This window comes from Plantibacter sp. VKM Ac-2880 (genome assembly GCF_015351235.1).
Taxonomy (GTDB): Bacteria; Actinomycetota; Actinomycetes; order Actinomycetales; family Microbacteriaceae; genus Plantibacter.
Genome location: NZ_JADKSJ010000002.1, coordinates 48,374 through 68,746, shown reverse-complemented (window position 1 = coordinate 68,746; position 20,373 = coordinate 48,374). Strand labels below are relative to the sequence as shown.

General features: G+C 70.4%; 21 protein-coding genes. 17 read left to right on the top strand and 4 right to left on the bottom strand.

Annotation, left to right across the window (positions count from 1 at the left end):
• Positions 1-18 precede the first annotated feature (18 nt).
• On the top strand, positions 19-396 hold the full coding sequence (locus tag ITJ57_RS12555; RefSeq protein ID WP_194670468.1) for a VOC family protein: 378 nt from the start codon (positions 19-21) through the stop codon (positions 394-396).
• 15 nt (positions 397-411) lie between these two features.
• Here the strand turns inward: ITJ57_RS12555 and ITJ57_RS12550 are convergent, their stop codons facing one another.
• The gene (locus ITJ57_RS12550; RefSeq protein WP_194670467.1) at positions 412-1,041 is read right to left on the bottom strand and encodes a TetR/AcrR family transcriptional regulator; all 630 of its coding nucleotides are present in this window, start codon (positions 1,039-1,041) and stop codon (positions 412-414) included.
• Between the two features lie 105 nt (positions 1,042-1,146).
• On the opposite strand from ITJ57_RS12550, the gene ITJ57_RS12545 reads away from it, so the two are divergent.
• The 8 genes from ITJ57_RS12545 to ITJ57_RS12510 all read left to right on the top strand — a co-directional run bounded on the left by ITJ57_RS12545 (position 1,147) and on the right by ITJ57_RS12510 (position 10,650).
• Positions 1,147-2,754, top strand: coding sequence for a carboxyl transferase domain-containing protein (locus ITJ57_RS12545; RefSeq protein ID WP_194670466.1), 1,608 nt, complete (start codon positions 1,147-1,149; stop codon positions 2,752-2,754).
• Positions 2,755-2,761: 7 nt separating this feature from the next.
• Positions 2,762-4,840: a biotin carboxylase N-terminal domain-containing protein gene (locus ITJ57_RS12540; RefSeq protein ID WP_194670465.1), complete on the top strand. Its 2,079-nt coding sequence runs from the start codon at positions 2,762-2,764 to the stop codon at positions 4,838-4,840.
• Positions 4,837-6,003, top strand: coding sequence for an acyl-CoA dehydrogenase family protein (locus ITJ57_RS12535; protein WP_194670464.1), 1,167 nt, complete (start codon positions 4,837-4,839; stop codon positions 6,001-6,003). Before ITJ57_RS12540 ends, ITJ57_RS12535 begins: the two co-directional genes overlap by 4 nt.
• A 7-nt stretch (positions 6,004-6,010) precedes the next feature.
• Positions 6,011-6,526 (top strand): MaoC family dehydratase, encoded by a 516-nt coding sequence (locus ITJ57_RS12530; RefSeq protein ID WP_194670463.1) that lies wholly within the window; start codon positions 6,011-6,013, stop codon positions 6,524-6,526.
• Positions 6,523-7,365, top strand: coding sequence for a CoA ester lyase (locus tag ITJ57_RS12525; protein ID WP_194670462.1), 843 nt, complete (start codon positions 6,523-6,525; stop codon positions 7,363-7,365). Before ITJ57_RS12530 ends, ITJ57_RS12525 begins: the two co-directional genes overlap by 4 nt.
• Before the next feature lie 170 nt (positions 7,366-7,535).
• A complete protein-coding gene (locus tag ITJ57_RS12520) occupies positions 7,536-8,609 on the top strand; it encodes an aldo/keto reductase (protein ID WP_194670461.1) in 1,074 nt (357 codons plus the stop codon).
• Between the two features lie 70 nt (positions 8,610-8,679).
• Positions 8,680-10,047: a pitrilysin family protein gene (locus tag ITJ57_RS12515; RefSeq protein WP_194670460.1), complete on the top strand. Its 1,368-nt coding sequence runs from the start codon at positions 8,680-8,682 to the stop codon at positions 10,045-10,047.
• Positions 10,048-10,650 carry a histidine phosphatase family protein gene (locus ITJ57_RS12510; RefSeq protein ID WP_194670459.1) on the top strand — a complete coding sequence of 201 codons (603 nt, stop codon included), beginning with the start codon at positions 10,048-10,050 and terminating at the stop codon, positions 10,648-10,650. It abuts the gene before it with no gap.
• Between the two features lie 64 nt (positions 10,651-10,714).
• On the opposite strand, the gene ITJ57_RS12505 is transcribed toward ITJ57_RS12510, so the two are convergent.
• Entirely contained in the window at positions 10,715-11,182 is a 468-nt protein-coding gene (locus ITJ57_RS12505) for a GNAT family N-acetyltransferase (protein WP_194670458.1), read from the bottom strand.
• A gap of 47 nt (positions 11,183-11,229) precedes the next feature.
• Between ITJ57_RS12505 and dapB the strand changes: the two genes are divergently transcribed.
• Positions 11,230-12,048 (top strand): 4-hydroxy-tetrahydrodipicolinate reductase, encoded by an 819-nt coding sequence (gene dapB, locus ITJ57_RS12500; protein ID WP_194670457.1) that lies wholly within the window; start codon positions 11,230-11,232, stop codon positions 12,046-12,048.
• An 11-nt stretch (positions 12,049-12,059) separates the two neighbouring features.
• Complete coding sequence (locus ITJ57_RS12495; protein ID WP_228507233.1) at positions 12,060-12,482, top strand: hypothetical protein; 423 nt, start codon at positions 12,060-12,062, stop codon at positions 12,480-12,482.
• A 6-nt stretch (positions 12,483-12,488) separates the two neighbouring features.
• On the opposite strand, the gene ITJ57_RS12490 is transcribed toward ITJ57_RS12495, so the two are convergent.
• Both ITJ57_RS12490 and ITJ57_RS12485 read right to left on the bottom strand, forming a co-directional pair.
• A complete protein-coding gene (locus tag ITJ57_RS12490) occupies positions 12,489-13,379 on the bottom strand; it encodes a TIGR01777 family oxidoreductase (RefSeq protein ID WP_194670455.1) in 891 nt (296 codons plus the stop codon).
• A 39-nt stretch (positions 13,380-13,418) separates the two neighbouring features.
• Positions 13,419-13,844, bottom strand: a complete 426-nt coding sequence (locus ITJ57_RS12485) for an OsmC family peroxiredoxin (RefSeq protein WP_056781902.1) — start codon at positions 13,842-13,844, stop codon at positions 13,419-13,421.
• 184 nt (positions 13,845-14,028) lie between these two features.
• Here ITJ57_RS12485 and dapA point away from each other — a divergent pair, with 184 nt between their 5' ends.
• The 6 genes from dapA to ITJ57_RS12455 all read left to right on the top strand — a co-directional run bounded on the left by dapA (position 14,029) and on the right by ITJ57_RS12455 (position 20,324).
• A complete protein-coding gene (gene dapA, locus ITJ57_RS12480) occupies positions 14,029-15,006 on the top strand; it encodes a 4-hydroxy-tetrahydrodipicolinate synthase (RefSeq protein ID WP_194670454.1) in 978 nt (325 codons plus the stop codon).
• 20 nt (positions 15,007-15,026) lie between these two features.
• Entirely contained in the window at positions 15,027-16,703 is a 1,677-nt protein-coding gene (locus tag ITJ57_RS12475; RefSeq protein ID WP_056012144.1) for a ribonuclease J, read from the top strand.
• A 147-nt stretch (positions 16,704-16,850) separates the two neighbouring features.
• Positions 16,851-17,846 carry a hypothetical protein gene (locus ITJ57_RS12470; RefSeq protein WP_194670453.1) on the top strand — a complete coding sequence of 332 codons (996 nt, stop codon included), beginning with the start codon at positions 16,851-16,853 and terminating at the stop codon, positions 17,844-17,846.
• On the top strand, positions 17,843-18,547 hold the full coding sequence (locus ITJ57_RS12465; protein ID WP_056012139.1) for an ABC transporter ATP-binding protein: 705 nt from the start codon (positions 17,843-17,845) through the stop codon (positions 18,545-18,547). Before ITJ57_RS12470 ends, ITJ57_RS12465 begins: the two co-directional genes overlap by 4 nt.
• On the top strand, positions 18,540-19,778 hold the full coding sequence (locus ITJ57_RS12460; RefSeq protein WP_194670452.1) for an ABC transporter permease: 1,239 nt from the start codon (positions 18,540-18,542) through the stop codon (positions 19,776-19,778). Before ITJ57_RS12465 ends, ITJ57_RS12460 begins: the two co-directional genes overlap by 8 nt.
• A gap of 54 nt (positions 19,779-19,832) precedes the next feature.
• The gene (locus ITJ57_RS12455; RefSeq protein WP_194670451.1) at positions 19,833-20,324 is read left to right on the top strand and encodes a GNAT family N-acetyltransferase; all 492 of its coding nucleotides are present in this window, start codon (positions 19,833-19,835) and stop codon (positions 20,322-20,324) included.
• Positions 20,325-20,373: the final 49 nt, after the last annotated feature.

Sequence of the window (20,373 nt, the reverse complement as noted above, 5' to 3'; positions counted from 1 at the left end):
GACGCGGAGGAGCGGCTCATGGTCTCGTACACGGACGTCTTCAGTGGATTCTCGGTCGACGACATCGACGTGGCCAGGTCGTTCTACCGCGATGTCCTCGGGCTCTCCGTCGCCGACAACGCGATGGGGTTCCTCGACCTGTCGCTCCCCGCGGGCGGGTCGGTCCTCGTCTACGGCAAGCCCGACCACGTGCCGGCGTCCTTCACCGTCCTCAACCTCGCGGTCGCGGACGTCGATGCGGCTGTCGACGAGCTGAACGCGCGCGGCGTGGTGACGAAGCTCTACCCGGACGATGAGCTTCCGACCGACGCGAAGGGCATCATGCGCGGGAACGGGCCGGACATCGCCTGGTTCACCGACCCGGCGGGCAACGTGTTGTCGGTGCTCTCCGACTGACGGCGAGCGGTTCCGTCACGGGGCGCTGAGCGCGGCGACGGCCATCCGCTCGAGGGTCGATCGGATCGCGTCCCGGTCGACTGCCCCGGCGTCGTTCCGCCCGAGCGATGCGCTGTGCGGCGTGGAGTTGATGAGACCGAAGCCGGCGAGGGCCCTGATCCGGAGGGCCGCGATGGAGGTGGACGGGTGCAGGGCGTGCAACACATCCACCCAGCGCTCGACGTACCGGCGCTGCAGGGTGCGGACGGTGCGTCGGTCGTCGGGCGTGAGGCTGTCGAAATCGTGGTCCTGGACGCGGATGACGTCGGGGTGCTCGAGGGCGAAGGCCACGTGGAAGGACACGAGCGAGTGCAGCGCCCCTGCGGCGTCCGCAGATCGCTCAACCTCGGCCGTGCCGCCGTCCAGAAGGTCCTGGCTGACCCCGACGAGGAGTGCCGCGAGCACCGCCTGCTTGCTGACGAAGTGCCGGTAGACGGCTGGTCCACTCATGCCCACCGCGGCGCCGAGGTCCTCCATCGACACGCCCGTGAACCCGCGCTCGGCGAAGAGGACGGCTGCTGAGCGGAGGAGGGCCTCGCGGCGGGCCACCTTGGCCTCCGACCGACCGACGCGCGTGGTCGACGACGACGGTTCGTGCATCGACATCGGACCTCCTCGGGGTGGACATGTTCAGTGAATGAAGCGTAACCTGTGTTTCAGTGAGTGCTCAGTAACTGAACACCCACACGGTCGACGACGACAGGAGCCCGAGTGTCCAAGCTCGTGAGCAGTGTGGATCCCTCCGCAGCACGATTCCGGGAGCAGGAGGCCGCGCAGCGCGCTCTGGCCCACTCGCTCGCGGAGACGCTCGCCGCCACCGCGACCGGCGGCCCGGCCGCATCCCGCGCTCGCCACGTCGCCCGCGGCAAGCTGCTGCCGAGGGAGCGTGTGGACCGCCTGCTCGACGAGGGCAGCCCCTTCCTGGAGATCGCACCGCTGGCGGCCGACGGCATGTACGACGGGGCGAGTCCCGGCGCAGGCGTCATCGCCGGGATCGGGCTTGTTCACGGCCGGCACGTGCTCGTCGTCTCGAACGATGCGACCGCGAAAGGCGGCTCCTATTTCCCGATGACGGTGAAGAAGCACCTCCGTGCGCAGGAGATCGCGGCCGCGAACCGGCTTCCCTGTCTCTACCTCGTCGACTCCGGCGGGGCGAACCTGCCGAGGCAGGACGAGGTGTTCCCAGATCGCGACCACTTCGGGCGGATCTTCTTCAACCAGGCCCGGATGTCGGCCGCCGGCATCCCGCAGCTCGCCGCCGTGCTCGGCTCCTGCACCGCCGGCGGCGCCTATGTGCCGGCCATGAGCGACGAGAACGTGATCGTGCGCGGTCAGGGCACGATCTTCCTCGGTGGACCTCCACTCGTGAAAGCGGCGATCGGCGAAGTCGTGACCCCGGAGCAGCTCGGGGGAGGGGAACTCCACGCGCGGGTCTCGGGGGTGACGGACCATCTCGCGGACGACGACGCCCACGCGCTCGACATCCTCCGGGAGGCGGTGGCGACCCTCCCGCCTCCGTTCGAGCGAGCCTGGGCGGTGCGTCCGAGCGTCCCGCCCGCGGTGCCTGAGTCCGAGTTGTACGGCGTCGTCCCGGTGGAACTGCAGACCGCCTACGACGTCCGCGAGGTGATCGCACGCCTGGTCGACGGCAGCGAGTTCTCCGAGTTCAAGCGCGAGTACGGCGACACCCTCGTCACCGGGTTCGCGCACCTGCACGGCCACCCCGTCGCCATCGTCGCCAACAACGGGGTGCTCTTCAGCGAGTCCGCGCTGAAGGGGGCGCACTTCATCGAACTGGCGGACCAACGGGGCATCCCGCTGCTGTTCCTGCAGAACCTCTCCGGCTTCATGGTGGGCAGCGACGCCGAGGCGGGCGGGATCGCGAAACACGGCGCGAAGATGGTGACCGCGGTCGCGACCACCCGGGTGCCGAAATTGACGGTCGTGATCGGCGGGTCCTTCGGTGCCGGGAACTACTCCATGTGCGGTCGTGCCTATGATCCCCGCTTCCTCTGGATGTGGCCGGGGTCACGGATCTCGGTCATGGGCGGGCCGCAGGCGGCGAGCGTCCTCGCGACCGTCAAACGCGATCAGCTGGAGGCCAAGGGCGAGGAGTGGACGGCCGAGGCCGAGGCGGCGTTCCGGGCGCCGATCCTCGCCGACTTCGAGGAGCAGGGGAACCCGTACTACTCCACGGCGAGGCTGTGGGACGACGGCATCATCGACCCCTCGCAGACCCGGACTGTCCTCGGACTCGCGCTCGAGGTGTGCTCCAGGGCCCCGCTCCCCGACCCCGGCTTCGGCCTCTTCAGGATGTGACGGGACCATGACCGAAACCTCGAACCGACCGGTCACAGCGCTCCAGCGCCCGTTCGTGACCGTCCTCGTCGCGAACCGCGGCGAGATCGCCTGCCGCGTCATCCGCAGTCTCAGAGCCATGGGCGTCGAGAGTGTCGCCGTCTACAGCGACGCGGATCGCGACGCCCCGCACGTCCGCCTCGCCGACCGTGCGGTCAGGATCGGACCGGCCGTCGCCTCCGAGAGCTACCTCGACGTCGCGGCCGTCGTCGGCGCCGCCCTGGCGACCGGGGCGGAGGCGGTGCACCCCGGCTACGGATTCCTGTCCGAGCAGCCGTCCCTCGCGAGGGCGCTCGCCGCAGCCGGGATCGTCTTCATCGGCCCTGACGAGCGGGCGCTCGAGCTCATGGGGGACAAGATCCGGGCCAAGGACCACGTCGCCGCCCGAGGGGTGCCGATCATCGAGGGAGTCGCCGATCCGTCGCTCGACGACGCCGCGCTCACCGCGGCCGGCATCGCGATCGGGTTCCCGCTCATCGTCAAACCGGCGGGCGGCGGCGGTGGCAAGGGGATGCAGGTGGTGGAGCGCGCCGAGGAACTGCCCGCCGCGATCGCCTCGGCCCACCGGGTCGCGCAGGCGGCCTTCGGTGACCCGACACTGCTGCTCGAACGGTTCGTCACGAGGCCTCGACACATCGAGGTGCAGGTGCTCGCCGACGCGCACGGGACGGTCCTCCACCTCGGCGAACGTGAGTGCTCGCTCCAGCGTCGGCACCAGAAGGTGGTCGAGGAGTCGCCGTCGCCCCTCATCGACGCCGATCAGCGGGCGCGCCTCGGCGAGGCCGCCTGCACCGTCGCGCGGAGCGTGGGGTACCGGGGCGTCGGGACGGTCGAGTTCCTCGTCGCCGACGACCGACCGGACGAGTTCGCCTTCCTCGAGATGAACACCCGGCTGCAGGTGGAGCATCCGGTCACTGAACTCGTCACGGGTCTCGACCTCGTGGAGTGGCAGGTGCGTGTCGCAGCCGGACAGGCACTCGAGTTCACGCAGGACGACGTCCTCCTCACCGGCCACGCGGTGGAGGCCCGGCTGTACGCCGAGGACCCGGCGGGCGGCTTCCTCCCGCAGACCGGAGTGCTCGAGCGGGTCCGCCTGCCTGCGGGTCCCGACGTCCGGGTGGACGGCGGCATCGCGGAGGGGCAGTTCGTCGGGCCCTGGTACGACCCCATGCTGGCGAAGATCGTCTGTTGGGCGCCGGACCGCGCGTCCGCCCTGCGACGACTCGACGCGGCCCTCGCGGCGACGGTCGTCTTCGGTGTCCGGACGAACCTCGGCTTCCTGCGACGCCTCGTCACCGATACGGACGTGGTCGAGGGACGCCTCCACACCGGTCTCATCGCCGAACTCCTCGCCGAGTCGCCCGCGACCGCGCCTGACGACCGTGCCGTGGTGGCGGCGGCGCTCGCCGAACTGGACGACCGCACCGTCGCCCTGGCCGACCGCGTCGGCGCGCTCGGCACCCCATGGTCCGACGCCGGAGGCTGGAGGCTCGGCGGTACCTCACCGTCGCGGGTCCATCTGCGGACCGACGACGGACGGCTGGTCCGGGTGGAGGTCCTCGGCCCGAGTGACGACGCCCGGGTCACGGTCGCCGAGGCGGAGCCCGTGCATGCCGCCGTCCTCGCGCGGACGGACCGTTCCTGGCGCTTCGAGCATGGCGGGACCAGCGTCCCCGTCGAGACGATGCGCATCGGCGACGAGCGCTGGACCGCTCTCGACGGCATCATCGGCGTCGTCACGGTCGTCCCGCGCGACGCGGTCCCGTCGGGAGGGGGTGCCACGACGCCCGGCGCCGTCGAGCCGGAGGTCCGGACCCCCATGCCCGGCACCGTCACGGCCGTCCACGTCGCGAGTGGTGACGACGTCGCGGCCGGACAACCGCTCGTCACCGTCGAGGCGATGAAGATGGAGCACCTCCTCACCGCGCCCGCGGCCGGCGTCGTCACCGTCCACGTCACCACGGGCGGCACGGTCGCCACCCGCCAATCGGTCGCGACGATCGCCGCAGACCCCGTCGCAGCACCCACGAACGGAGCGCCAGCATGAACACCGAGCTCAGCCCGGAGCACCAACGGATCGTCGACACGGTGAAGGCCTTCGCCGACGAGGTCGTCGCGCCAGCCGCCTACCGATACGACACCGAGCGCCGGCTGCCGTACGACATCATCGCGCAGATGGGGGAGCTCGGACTCTTCGGGCTCCCGTTCCCCAAGGATCTCGGCGGTGGCGGCATGGACTACTTCGCCCTCTGCCTCGCCGTCGAACAGCTCGGACGTGTCGACCAGAGCATCGGCGTCACCCTCGAGGCCGGCGTCGGACTCGGCGCCATGCCCATCTACCTGTACGGCACCGACGCACAGCGCGAGGAGTGGATCCCGCAGCTCGCGAGTGGGAAGGCGCTCGCCGCCTTCGGTCTGACGGAGGCCAGAGCCGGCAGCGACGCGGGCGCGACGGAGACCACCGCGCAGCTGGTCGACGGGGAGTGGGTCATCAACGGGACGAAGCAGTTCATCACGAACTCGGGCAGCGAGATCACGCGGCTGGTCACGGTCACGGCGGTCACGGGGGAGCGGACCCGCGCCGACGGGCGGGTGACCAAGGAACTCTCCTCCATCCTCGTCCCGGTACCGACGCCCGGGTTCACCGCGCTTCCCCCGTACGACAAGGTCGGCTGGCACACCTCGGACACGCACCCGCTGGTGTTCGACGACGTGCGTGTCCCGGAGGCCAACCTCCTGGGCGAGCGTGGTCGTGGCTACGCGAACTTCCTGTCGGCGCTCGACGGCGGACGGATCGCGGTCGCCGCGCTCGCGGTCGGGGCGGCCCAGGGCTGCCTCGAGGAGGCCATCCGCTACGCGAAGGAGCGGGTCGTCTTCGGGCGACCGATCGGCGACAACCAGTGGATCGCCTTCCGGATCGCGAAGATGCAGGCGCGCGTCCACGCCGCCAGGCAGGCCTACTACGACGCCGCCTCGCGCATGCACCGCGGAGCGCCCTACAAGATGGAGGCCTCCATCGCCAAGATGGTCGCCGGGGAGGCCGCCATGGACAACGCGCGGGACGCGACCCAGATCTTCGGCGGCTACGGGTTCCTCAACGAGAACCCGGTCGCGAGGCACTACCGCGACTCGAAGATCCTCGAGATCGGCGAGGGCACCACCGAGGTGCAGCTCATGATCATCGCCCGTGAGCTCGGCTTCGCGTCCTGAGGCGACCATGACGGACGAACACGGACCGCAGGACGGACCCGAAAACGGTCCCGGCCCGGTCATCGAGCAGCGCGGCCTCTTCTTCGAGGAGTTCGCGGTCGGCACGACCTACCGCCACCGACCAGGACGCACCATCACCGAGGCGGACAACGTGCTGTTCTCGACCCTCACCATGAACGGGCAGTCGCTGCACCTCGACGCGGCCTGGTCCGCCACGCAACCGTTCGGTGAGCGACTCGTGAACTCGATGCTCACCCTCTCGACCATCGTCGGGCTCTCGGTGGCGCAACTGACGGAGGGCACGATCGTGGCCAACCTCGGTTTCACGGAGGTCGCCTTCCCCCGGCCCATGCACCACGGGGACACGCTGTACGCCGAGACGCTGGTCCGAGACAAGCGGCCGTCGGCGTCACGACCGGGGGAGGGGCTCGTGATGCTCGTGCACACCGGACGGAACCAGGACGGTGTCGTCGTCGCCACCGCGACCCGGACGACACTCGTCCGCCGCCTGGACGCGCGATGACCGCCGCGCCTCTCTCGCTGGGACCGGCGATCCTCTTCGTCCCCGCCGACCGACCCGACCGCTTCGCCAAGGCCGCCGACCGCGCGGACACCGTCATCCTCGACCTCGAGGACGCCGTCGCGCCGGCTGACAAGCCTGCTGCCCGTCGGGCGATCGTCGAACACCCGCTCGATCCCGTACGGACGATCGTCCGCGTCGACCCCGTCGGCACGGACGAGTTCGCCGCCGACGTCGCCGCGGTCTCGTCCACCCGGTATCGGACCGTCATGCTGGCGAAGACGGAGACCTCGGCGCAGCTCGACGAGCTCGCCGACGCGATCCCCGGCGTCCGCATCCTCGCGCTCTGCGAGACTGCGGCCGGCGTGGTGCGCGCCCCGGTGCTCGCCGGACACCCGTCGGTGGTCGGACTCATGTGGGGATCCGAGGACCTCGTCGCGTCCTTGGGCGGCACGAGCAGCCGCCGCGAGGACGGCGGCTATCGCGACGTCGTCCGCCACGCGAGGTCGTCGGTGCTACTCGCCGCCGGAGCGGCCGGGGTGATGGCCGTCGACGCGGTCCGCCTCGACCTCGACGACCTCCCCGGGCTCGCGGCGGAGGCCGCGGACGCCGCCGCCGTCGGGTTCGTCGGCTCGGCCTGCATCCACCCGGGACAGGTCGCGACGATCCGTGCCGCCTTCCGCCCCGACGCCAGGGCGGTGGCCGCCGCCCGGTCGCTCCTCGAGGCCGCAGCGGGGGAGCGCGGGGTGTTCCGCCACGAAGGGCGCATGGTCGACGAGCCCCTCCTGCGGCACGCTCGATCGGTCCTCGCGCGAGCCGGGACACCGGTCGACGGACGGTGACCCGACGCCGTCCGGAATCGTTACGAATCAGTTGCCACCCGGTCGCGATGTCGTCCCGCGGAAGGCGTCCGTCTCCTCTAGCCTGGTGACAAGCACCGGCACCTCGCGCAACGCTCGGAACCCGGCGGTGCAGCGCGTCATCGGTCGGCGGACCGAGAGAGGGGCAGGGGATGCCACACCTCTGGCGCTCGTCGAGCACCCGTGGCAGTTCGCTGTTGAGCGGAGAGGGCGTGGGCGGAGACACGGCACCCCACCCCGAGCAGCGGGTCCCGCACCCGTCGTTCCCGACGCCCGTCCAGGGCGCCGACGCCGATGGCGTGCCGAGGCGCAGGATCGGCGACTCCGAGCTGTCGGTCTTCCCGGTCGTCCTCGGCGGGAGCGTGTTCGGCTGGACCGTCGACCCTGACACGACGACGGACATCCTCGACCGCTTCCACGACGCCGGCGGCAACATGGTCGACACCGCCGACAGCTACGCGGGCGGCCGCAGCGAGATCCTCATCGGCAACTGGATGCGCAAGCGCGGCAACCGCGACGACATGGTCGTCGCGACGAAGATCGGGCGCCACCCGGACTACCCCGGTCTCGGTTCGGTGAGCATCATCCGGGCGGTCGAAGCGGCCCTCGAGCGCCTGCAGACCGACCACATCGACCTGCTGTCCTTCCACGACGACGACCCCAGCGTGCCCCTCGCCGACAGCCTCGGGACGGTCGACTGGCTCATCGAGAGCGGCAAGGTCCGGTACCTCGGCACCTCGAACACGACGCCGGAACGACTCATGGAGGCACGGATCCTCTCGGCGAGCGGGTTCACCCAGTTCGTCGCGCTCGAGACGCACTACAGCCTCATGCACCGCGAGCCGTACGAGAGCACCCTTGCGCTCGTCGCGACGGCACAGCACCTCGGTGTCCTACCGTACTTCGCGCTCGCGAACGGGTTCCTCACCGGGCGCTACCGGAGCCGGTCCGACCTCGATCCGAGCACCCGCGGCAGCCGCGCCGCGACGCACCTCCACCGTCGTGGCCTCCGCGTCCTGCACGTCCTCGACGAGATCGCGGCGGAGAACCGGTGCTCCGTCGCCTCGGCGGCCCTCGCCTGGGCCATGTCCCGTCCGGGCGTCGTCGCACCGATCGCGAGCGCGTCCCAGCCAGCCCATGTCGACTCGCTCATCGCGGCGGCGGACGTCCGGTTGAGCCGCGGGCAGATCCTCGAACTGGACCGCGTCTCCGGCCGGTTGCGCTGACGCCTTCCCGAGGCGCTCCGACGCGGACGCCAGCGCGCGACGCCCGGGAACCTGACGTATGGTTGGGATGATGAACGCCGCCGTCGACTTTCCGCTCACTCGTCCCGAGCTCGCGTTCACCGCATCCGGGGACGCCCTCGTCCGGCGCACGGTCCTCCCCAACGGTCTGCGCATCCTCACCGAGCACATGCCGGGGAGTCGCAGCGCCACGATCGGCTTCTGGGTGGCCGTCGGTTCCCGTGACGAACAGCCGGCGACAGCCGATCGTCCGGCGACCTTCGGATCGACGCACTTCCTCGAGCACCTGCTGTTCAAGGGCACGGCGAAGCGGTCGGCGCTCGACATCGCGATCGCGTTCGACGCGGTGGGTGGCGAGCACAACGCGCTGACGGCCAAAGAGCACACCTGCTACTACGCGAAGGTGCGTGACCGCGACCTGCCGATGGCGGTCGACGTCATCACCGACATGCTGACCTCCTCCCTGCTCGACCCGGAGGAGTTCGAGAACGAACGCGGCGTCATCCTCGAGGAACTCGCCATGATGGACGACGACCCGGGGGACGTCGCCAACGAGCGGTTCTTCGAAGGTGTCCTCGGTGAGCATCCACTGGGGCGTCCGATCGGCGGGCGGCCGCAGTCGATCATCGAGGTCGGGCGCGACGCCGTCCTCGCGCACTACCGCGCCAACTACCGGGCGAACGACGTCGTCGTGACGGCGGCCGGCGCGGTCGACCACGACGCGCTCGTCGCGCAGGTCTCGGCGGCCCTCGTGGGGGCCGGCTGGCCTGCCGACGTGGTCGCCGCGCCCGTGCCCCGCCGGACACTCGCGGCGGCCTCGGTCCTCGGCGGACCACCGCTGTCGGTGGTGCACCGACCCACCGAGCAGGTCCATCTGCAGATCGGCGGACCGGGACTCATCGCGGGCGACGAACGACGGTTCGCCATGAGCATGCTCAACTCCGTCCTCGGCGGGGGCATGTCGAGCCGTCTGTTCCAGGAGATCCGGGAACGACGTGGCCTCGCCTACTCCGTGTACTCCTTCGCCGGCAGCTACTCGGACGCGGGGGTCTTCGGGCTCGCCGCCGCCTGCTCCACGGCGAAGGCCACGACGGTCGCCGAGCTCATGCTCGCCGAACTCCACCGACTCGCCGAACACGGCGTGACCGACGACGAACTGTCGCGGGCCCTCGGCCAGTTGAGCGGTGCCTCGGCGCTCGCCCTGGAGGATTCAGATTCCCGCATGAGCCGACTCGGTCGGGCGGAGCTGACGCTCGGCGAGTTCATCGACCTCGATGAGAGCATCCGCCGCCTGCAGCTCGTCGGGCAGGACGAGGTCCAGCAGCTCGCGCGACATCTCGCCGCGCAGCCGATCACGGTGTCGGCGGTCGGAGCCGTCGACGAGGACACCTTCGCTCCGATCATCGCGGGGGTGCGTTGAATGTCCCATTACCTCTATCTCGTCAGGCACGGCGAGCAGCAGCATGCCGAGCACGGTCTGCCGGACGGTCCGCTGTCGGCGCGCGGCCGGCGGCAGGCCCAGCTCCTCGCCGAACGGCTCGGCGGGGTGCCGATGACGGCCGCCTGGCACTCGCCGTTGCAGCGGGCGGCGGAGACCGCTCAGATCATCGCCGAACGGATGCCGGCCGTCACCCCGCAACCGTCGTCCCTGCTGTTCGACTGCGTCCCGAGCGGACGTTCCCCGGAGACGCCGTCGGCGTTCGACCCGTTCTTCGGGTCCATCACCGAGGCCGAGGTCGAGGCCGGCGAGGCGCAGATGGCCGACGCCGCCGCCGAGTTCCTGTCACCGAAGCGCGGTGACCACCACGAACTGTTGATCACGCACAACTTCGTCATCGGCTGGCTGGTCCGAGAGGCCCTGCAGGCCCCGGCCTGGCGCTGGGTGAGCATCAACCAGGCCAATGGCGGCCTCACGGTGCTGCATCAGCGCGCGGGTCGTCCGTGGAGCCTCATCACCCACAACGACCTCGCACACCTCCCGGTGGAGCTGCGGACGGGCCTGCCCGAGCCGCACGCCGTCTGACCGACCCGCGCAGCGGGCGGCCCCGGTCCCCGGCCGTACCCGGTCGCCGAGCCTGTCGAGGTGCTCAGACCTCCTTCGCGTACCAGTTGGTCGCGTTCGGGTTGTCGTTGTAGGCGGGGACGTCGACGTACCCGCTCGTGCGGTACAGACCCCCGGCGGCGGCCAGGGTCGCATTCGTGTCGAGCACCAGGCGGGTGGCGCCGAGCTGCACCGCGCGCTCCTCGAGCGCCGTCAGCATCGCGCGCCCGTACCCCTTGCCCCTCGTCGACGGACGCAACCACAGATGCTTGATCTCGAACCGCACGGCGCCGTCATCGGCGTCGGCGATGCGGCGGACGCCCCCGCATCCGACGGGCTCCTCGTCCTCGGAGGCGACGAGGAAGACGCCGCTGGGTGGGGTGAACATCGCCGGGTCCGGGGTGAAGATCCGGTACGTCCCGCCCGTGAAGCCGAGCTCGCGGGAGGTGAAGTACTCACCGAGGAGGGTGGCGGCGGGCTCCGTGTCGACGGCGGCGGGGGAGAAGGTCAGCATGCCTCCAGCCTAGGACGACCCCTGCGGGCAGCACGTAAGCTGAGGGCATGACGACACGAGTGGCGCTGGCCGGCGCGAGCGGCAAGATGGGCCGACTGTTCACGAGCATCATCGCTTCACTCGACGACTTCGACCTGGTCGCCTCGCTCGGATCCTCCAGCGAGCTGAGCGAGATGGACGGCGCCGACCTCGTCGTCGACGTCACGGTCCCCGGCGTCAGCCAACGGATCGTCGACCACGCCGTCTCCCAGGGCATCAACGTCCTCGTCGGCACGAGCGGATGGTCGGCCGACCGCGTCCACCGCCTCGGGCGTCGACTCGCCGAGCTGCCGGACCAGGGGGTCGTGATCATCCCGAACTTCTCCCTGGGGTCCGTCCTGTCGACGAGCCTCGCGACCGTCGCCGCCCGGTTCTTCGACTCGATCGAGATCATCGAGTCCCATCGCGACACCAAGGTCGACTCCCCCTCCGGCACCGCGGTGCGGACCGCCGAGCTGATGATGGACGCCCGCGGCGACCGCGGACCGGTCGCCGCACCGCACACCGACCAGCGTGCCCGAGGGCAGCAGGTCTCGAGCATCCCGATCCACAGCCTGCGGCTCCAGGGCGTCGTCGCACGCCAGCAGGTCGTGTTCGGAGGCGTCGACGAACTCGTCACGATCACCCACGACACCATCTCGCCGGCCTCCTACGAGCGCGGCATCCGACTCGCCCTCGCAGCGGCACGCGACGCTCGGGGCGTCACCGTCGGGCTCGACAGTCTCCTCGACCTCGGGATCGACCGTCCGGCGCCGGCGGGCGGGCGCGCGGCAACAGGCGCTCCCGAGCAAGTGTCCGGCCAAGCCGCGGCGGCCAGCACCCTGTGAAGACCCGTGTGATGGTCGCGATCCTCGCGATCCTGCTCGTCCTCTACATCGTCCTCGTCGGGCACCGCGCCGTCGTCCTCCTCGGCACAGGGGAGCCCGTCGGCATCGCGATGGGCGCGGCGCTCATCGTCCTCCCCGTCGTCGGCGTCTGGGCGCTCTGGCGCGAGATCGCCTTCGGCGTGGGAGCCGAGCGGCTCGGCGTCCGTCTCGAGACGGAGGGCGGACTCCCGCCCGAGCAGGTCGAGACCCGCGAGAGCGGGCGGCCGTTGCGAGACGCAGCCGACGAGCTGTTCCCGAAGTACCGGGACGAAGCCGAGGCCGCACCCGACGATTGGCGCAGCTGGTACCGGCTCGGTCTCGTCTACGACGGGGCCGGCGATCGTCGGCGAGCCAGGGCCGCCATCCGACAGGCGATCCGGCTCGCGCGCGAATGAGGGCGTTCAGCTCCGCGCGAGGGCCTCGGCCAGGGCGTCTTCGACGGTCGGCGTGTTGAACGTGAACCCGTCCTGCAGGAGCTTGCGGGGCTCGACGCGCTGATCGCTGAGCAGGAGACCGTCGGCCGCGTCACCGAGCAGCGCTTTGAGGGCGAACTTCGGAGCGCGCAGGAGGTAGGGCCGGTTCATCCGTCGTGCGAGCTCGAACATGAGGTCGTCGGCTCTGGCCGCCTGCGGCCCGCAGAGGTTCACGGGGCCGCTGAGTGAGGAGGTCACGAGGTGGGTGATCGCCCTGACCTCGTCCGCCAGGCCGATCCACGGCCAGTACTGACGACCGGTCCCCAGCGGACCGGCGAGTCCGAATCGGGTGAGCGGCGCGAGCGGCTTGAGGACGCCGTCGAGGTCGACGACGATGCCGTTGCGCAGCAGCACCGTGCGCACGGACTCCGGGGCGGCGAGGGCGGACTCCTCCCAGGCCACGACCACGTCGGCGAGGAACCCGGACCCGGGGGTGGACTCCTCCGTGAGCGTCTCGCCCGGGCGGTCGCCGTAGTAACCGACCGCCGAGCCACTGAGGAACGCCGCCGGCGGCTGATCGGCCCGGTGCATCGCGTCCACGAGGGCGCGGGTGGCACTGAGACGCGACCACAGGATTGTCGACTGGTAGGCGGGCGTCCACGGGAGCTTGCCGAGCGACGCGCCGGACAGGTTCACCACCGCGTCCGCCCCATCCAACACGGCGGGGTCGAGGGAACCCGCGAGCGGATCCCATTCGGCTTCGCCCGGCCCGCGGGCCGGGCGCCGGACGAGCCGGACGACCTCGTGGCCGTCCGACTCGAGCGAGCCGCCGAGTGCGGTTCCGATGAGCCCGGAGGCTCCGCCGATCACGATGCGCATGCGCGTCGCCTTCCTGGTCGTGCTGCGGGGCGGGGGAGGTTACGCGAGGCTGGCTTCGAGGGTGATCGGGATCCCGGCGAGGGCCTGAGACACCGGGCAGCCGTCCTTCGCCGCTGCGGCGATGCGCTCGAAGTCCGCCTCCGAGATGCCGGGGACGACCGCGCTGACGAGGAGGTGGCTGCCGGTGATCCCGGTGCCGGGGATGAAGGAGACGGCCGCGGTCGCCTGGATGCGCTCCGGCGGGAATCCGGCCGTGGTGAGCTCGTTCGCGAAGGCCATCGAGTAGCAGGAGGCGTGCGCTGCTCCCAGCAGCTCCTCCGGGGTGGTGGTCGTGTTGGAACCCTCGGAGCGGGCCTTCCAGTCCACGGCGAACTCCGCGGCCTCCGAGGTGTCGAGACTCGTATGCCCTGACCCTTCGAACAGCGTGCCGTTCCAGACCGTCGTCGCTTCGCTCGTTACCGCCATGGTGTGACCTCCATCGTCGTCGGGCCGTGCAGGGGTGCATCGGCGCGGGTACTCGTGGGGTCAGCCTAACCGGATCGACCGGAGCGGACACCCGGTCGACGGGACGCTCCAGGCGTGCTCCCAGACCCGCGTCAGGACCCCTCCGGTGGTGACCCCGGAGGGGGAAACCCGATAGCCTGAGACCGTGTCGCGTGCAGAGAACCCCTTCGGTCAAGTCCTCGTCGCCCTGGTGACGCCGTTCACCGCCGACGGCGAGGTGGACTGGAAGGCCGTCGAACGACACATCGACGACGTCGTGACCGCGGGCGCCGACGGCATCGTCGTCACCGGCACCACCGGCGAGACGTCCACGCTGACGGACCCGGAGAAGATCAAGCTCGTCGAGGTCGGCAAGGACGTCGCGGGTGGGCGCGCGAAGATCATCACGGGTGGCGGCTCGAACGAGACGGCGCACGCGATCGAACTCGCGAAGAAGAGCGCGCAGGCGGGCGCCGACGGCAACATGATCGTCACCCCGTACTACAACAAGCCGACCCAGGCCGGCGTGCTCACCCACTTCCGCATGATCGCGGACTCCACCGATCTGCCGGTCATCCTCTACGACATCCCCGGACGCACCGGGATCCCGATCACCTACGAGACGATCCTCCGCGCCGCGAAGCACCCGAACATCCTCGCCGTCAAGGACGCCAAGGGCGACCTCAGCGAGGTCAGCCGCGTGATGAACCAGACGGACCTCATGTACTTCGCCGGAGACGACGCCAACGCGTTGCCGACGCTCGCGATCGGTGGCACCGGGCTCATCGGCGTCACGGCGAACATCGCCCCGACGCCCTACCGACACATGATCGACGCGGTGAACGCCGGCGACCTCGCCGCGGCCACTGCGGCGCACCGGCAGCTCGAGCCCCTCGTGCGCGCGGTCATGACCCACGTACCCGGCACTGTCGCCGCCAAATACATCTTGCACGGCCTCGGCCGGATCCAGAGCCCGCGGGTGCGTCTTCCGCTGGTCGGTCCGGAAGAGTGGGAGGCCGCGCAGATCGAGGATGAGATCGACCTGGTGAAGGACATCCCAGGCGTCGACTTCCGCAACTTCCGGCCAGACCGCAACGCCGCCGCCGGTGGCGCGCTGCCCAAGGTCGCCGGTACGACTCGCTAGACAAACCAGAGGGGGGCTACATGCCCAATACCATCATCGATCCGCCAGTCCTCGAACCGGGGACGCTCCGCGTCATCCCCATCGGAGGACTCGGCGAGATCGGCAGGAACATGACCTGCTTCGAGATCGACGGCAAGATCCTGATCGTCGACTGCGGCGTGCTCTTCCCCGAAGAGCACCAGCCGGGCGTCGACCTGATCCTGCCCGACTTCACCTCCATCAAGGACCGGCTCGACGACATCGTCGGCGTCGTGCTCACGCACGGCCACGAGGACCACATCGGTGCCGTGCCCTACCTCCTGAAGCTCCGCAAGGACATCCCGCTGATCGGCTCCGGGCTGACGCTCGCGCTCATCGAGGCGAAGCTCAAGGAACACCGCATCGTGCCCTACACCCTTCCGGTCAAGGAGGGGCAGATCGAGGCGCTCGGTCCGTTCGACCTCGAGTTCGTCGCGGTCAACCACTCGATCCCCGACGCCCTCGCGGTCTTCATCGACACCGACGCCGGCACGGTGCTCGTCACAGGCGACTTCAAGATGGACCAGCTGCCGCTCGACGGCCGCCTGACCGACCTCCGTGCCTTCGCGCGCCTCGGCGAGGAGGGTGTCGACCTCTTCCTCGTCGACTCCACGAACGCCGACGTCCCAGGCTTCACCCCGCTCGAGCGGTCGATCGGCCCGGTCCTCGACCAGGTCATCGCGAAGTCCGAGCGTCGCGTCATCGTCGCGAGCTTCTCGAGCCACGTCCACCGCGTCCAGCAGGTCCTCGACGCGGCGCACGCCCACGGTCGACGGGTCGCGTTCCTCGGTCGTTCGATGGTGCGCAACATGGGCATCGCCGCCGACCTCGGGTACCTCAACGTGCCGGAGGGGCTGCTCATCGACTACAAGAAGGCGAAGGACCTCCCCGAGGACAAGATCGTCTACATGTCGACCGGGTCGCAGGGCGAGCCCATGGCCGTCCTCAGTCGGATGGCGAACCTCGACCACGCGATCGAGCCGGGCCCGGGTGACACCGTCATCCTCGCCTCGAGCCTCATCCCGGGCAACGAGAACGCCGTCTACCGCGTGATCGACGGGCTCACGAAGCTCGGCGCCAACGTCGTCCACAAGGGCAACGCGAAGGTGCACGTCTCCGGTCACGCGGCCGCCGGCGAGCTCCTCTACTGCTACAACATCCTGCAGCCGAAGAACGTGCTCCCGGTCCACGGCGAGTACCGTCACCTCGTCGCCAACCAGAAGCTCGCCATCGACAGCGGCGTCCCCGCCCAGAACACCTTCATCGGTGAGGACGGGATCGTCATCGACCTGAAGGACGGCGTCGCGAAGGTCGTCGGTCAGCTCGACGTCGGCCTCGTCTACGTCGACGGCTCGACGGTCGGCGAGATCACGGACGCCGACCTCAAGGACCGCCGCATCCTCGCCGAGGAGGGCTTCATCTCGGTCATCGTCGTCGTCGACTCGAAGACGGGCCACATCATCTCCGGCCCAGAGGTGCACGCCAAGGGCTTCGCCGAGGACGACAAGGTCTTCGCCGACATCAAGCCGAAGGTCGCGAAGGCCCTCGCCGAAGCCGCCGAGAACGGGGTCCGCGACACGCACGCGTTGTCGCAGGTCATCCGTCGGACCGTCGGACGGTGGGTCAACACCTCGTTCCGGCGCCGTCCGATGATCGTGCCGCTGGTCATCGAGGCCTGATCGGTCCGTCGGGTCCACTCGACGCAACCCGCCAGGAGGCGGTCGGACATCATTCGCGAGGGTGATGCCGACCGCCTTCCGCGTTGCTACCGTGGAAGCTCCTATGGCCGCTCGTCACTCCGACTGCGGTGGATTCCGGAGGTCGGCGTGGGCGTTGTCCGCACCTGGGTGTTCCCCGTTCTGAAACTGCTCGTCTTCGCCGCGATCGCGGTCGCCCTCGTGAAGGTCGCGTTCCTCCCGGACGCGCCCGCCGAGGACGGGCCCACGCAGCCGACCGGGAGCCTCGTGGAGCCTGAGGTGCAGGCTGCACTCGGCACCGTGGTCAACACCGTCTCGGTGGAGGGCCAGGTCGTCGCCGATCCGGCCAGCACCGCGAAGTCGACGGTCGCCGGCACGGTCGACGAGGTGTTCGCCGCCAAGGGCGCCGTCCTGGCCGAGGGCGACCCCATCCTCGACGTCAAGACCATCGACGAGGAGGGCAAGGAACGGTTCGTCCAGGTGACGGCGCCCGTCGCCGGGACCCTCGGCAACGTCAAGCTGATCCATGGCCAGTCCGTGCAGATCGGCGACGCCGTCGCTCAGGTCTCTCCGGCGACGTTCTCGATCACGGGTTCCTTGAGCGCCGACAAGCAGTACCGCCTGCTCACCATCCCGGGTGAGGCGACGGTCACGATCAACGGTGGCCCGGCCCCGTTCGTCTGCCCGGCGGTGCGCGTCACGACACCGACCACCGGCGGCGACGACGACGAGGAGCCGACCTCGGGCGGCGGCACCGGACAGACGCCAGGAGCTGGCGGCACCTCGGTCACGTGCGCGGTGCCCGGCGACGTCCGGGTCTTCGCCGGACTCGCGGCGACGATCGAGCTCGCGGGCGGGACCGCGGAGAACGTCCTCGTCCTCCCGACGACCGCGGTCAAGGGGTCAGCGGGCACCGGGACCGTGTGGGTCGTCGGCGCGGACGGCACGCAGGAGGAGCGACCCGTCACGCTCGGCCTGAACGACGGGCAGCAGGTGCAGATCATCGACGGACTCGCCGAGGGCGACTCCGTGTTGCAGTTCGTGCCCGGGGCCGTCGCTCCGGTCCCCGAGGGGTGCACGGCGCTGCCGGACGGCAGCATGAGCTGCGAAGGGTCGGTCGGGTGACCCTCCTCGAACTCCGCGGGGTCACCAGGGTCGTCCAGATCCCCGACGCCCCGCCCTTGACCATCCTCGACGGCGTCGACCTCGAGGTGCACGAGGGGGATCGGGTCTCGATCGTCGGGCGCTCGGGTTCGGGGAAGTCGACGCTGCTGAACCTGCTCGGTCTGCTCGACAAGCCGACCTCGGGTTCCCTCGTCTTCGACGGTCGTCCCGCTGAGCGGCTCGGCTCCGGAGCGCGGGACCGCCTTCGCGGTGCCCAGATCGGCTTCGTCTTCCAGCAGTTCAACCTCCTACCCGGTCGGACCGCGCTCGAGAACGTCACGACACCGTTGCTGTACGCGAGCGGGCGGTCCTTCTGGCGTCGCCGGGAGATCGCGGCGGCGATGCTCGAACGGGTCGGGCTCGGCGACCGACTCGACGCGATGCCGACGAAGCTGTCCGGCGGTGAGCAGCAGCGTGTCGCGATCGCGCGGTCGCTCGTCCGCGGTCCCCGCCTGATCCTGGCGGACGAGCCGACCGGAGCCCTCGACGTCGAGACCGGCACCTCCGTCATGTCGCTGCTCGACGAGGTGGCCACGTCGACAGGGGCTGCGCTCGTGACGATCACCCACGACCGCGCGATCGCGAGGCTCGCGACGACGCATCACCGCCTCGACCACGGCGTCCTCACGCCCGACGAGGAGTTGGAGGCGGCGGATGTCTAGGATCCTGACCTCGATCGTCGGAGCCGTCGTGGAGGCGGCACAGGAGCTGCGCATCCATCGCGGTCGCGTGATCCTGTCGCTCATCGGTGTCGGCGTCGCCGTGTGCGCCCTCACGAGCATGGTCGGCATGTCGTCGCTCGCCGCTCAAGCGCAGACCGAGTCGCAGGAACGCTACGGCGGCCGGCCGGCCACGCTCATGGCGTCCGCCTACAGCACCGGCACCGGACAACCCGACCCGGAGGCCTTCGTCACCGCGGTCCACGAGCTGGCCGAACGCTACGACATCGAGTACGTCTCGCAGTCCGGCAGCCTGCAGCTGAACGTCCAGTTCGCCGACGGGACCGTGCCGGTGGCATCGACCGTGGTCGACGTCCCGTACGGCGAGATGCACCGCATCCGGCTCGACGAGGGCACCTGGTTCCAGGCCGACGACGGCGACCGCCTCGCGCCGGCGGTCGTCGTCAACCCCGCGTTCTGGCAGCGCCTCGGCTCGCCGCCCATCGAGTCGCACCCGACGGTCACGATCCACGGGGAGCGCGCGATCACGGCCGTCGTCGTCGGGGTGTACGCGAGCAACGAGTGGGACACCGAACCTCAGCTGTCGATCCTGCCGGCCGGCGTCACCGCGATCGGTCCGGTCTCAGGCGCCGACGAGGCGGCCGGCCAGTCGGGCCAGCTTCCCCAGTTCGAGTTCTGGGTCCCGAACGCCGACGCCGAGGCGTTCACCCAGCGGATCCAGTCCGACCTGCGAGCCGAGCTCGGTGACGCGTACGGGGTCGACGTCTTCCGCAACGACTTCGGGCAGACGGGGGAGGACCCGCTGTTGTCGCTCAAGCTCGTGGTGGGCGCGGTCGCCGGCCTCATCCTGTTGCTCGGTGCGCTCGGGCTCATCAACCTCTCGCTCGTCACCGTCCGCCAGCGGATCCGCGAGATCGGCATCCGTCGCAGCTTCGGGGCCACGGCGCCACGGGTCTTCTTCGCAGTGATGATGGAGAGCGTCGTCGCCACGTTCGTCGCCGGCGTCATCGGCGTGATGGTGGCGGTGGCGGTGGTGAAGAGCCCGATCGTCGAGCAGTTCATCGGGCAGGGGCTCGTGACGGACTTCCCACCGTTCCCGGTCGAGGCCGCGGTGCTCGGGCTCGTCAGCGCCACCGCCGTCGGTGCCATCGCAGGCCTCCTCCCGGCGCTCGTCGCCGTCCGGGTGAAGGTGATCGACGCGATCCGGTACTGACGACGCCCAAGGCGCTGTCATCTGCTCGAAACACCGGTGGCGTACCATCCGTCCATGGCGGTCTACTCGATCCGCGACGCTGTAGCGGAAGATGTGCGCGTGCTCACCGACATGATGGTCGAGGCGGCGAACTGGAGCGCCGCCGGGTTCCGCACCCGAGCGGCCGTCCTCGCCGACACGCAGCACACTCGTTACGTGCACGGCTGGCGCCGCCCCGGGGACGCCGGCGTCATCGCCGAGACCCACGACGGGGCGGTCGTCGGTGCGTCGTGGTACCGCCTGTTCCCCGCCGACGCCCCGGGGTTCGGCTACGTGGCCCCCGGCGTCCCGGAGCTCATCCTCGGGGTCAGTCCGATCCACCGGGCCCAGGGCCTCGGACGGCAGCTCCTGCAGGCGACGGTCCTCCGCGCGAGGGCCGCGGGGTATCAGCGCATCAGCCTCAGCGTCGAGCGCGCGAACCACGCCGTGGCCCTGTACCGCTCCGAGGGCTTCGCGACCCTCGACCGCCGGGGCACGCGCGACACGATGGTCCTGAATCTCCGCTGACCGCCAGGGGCCGCGCGGATCGTGGACACCCCGACAGCTTGCCGGGCTG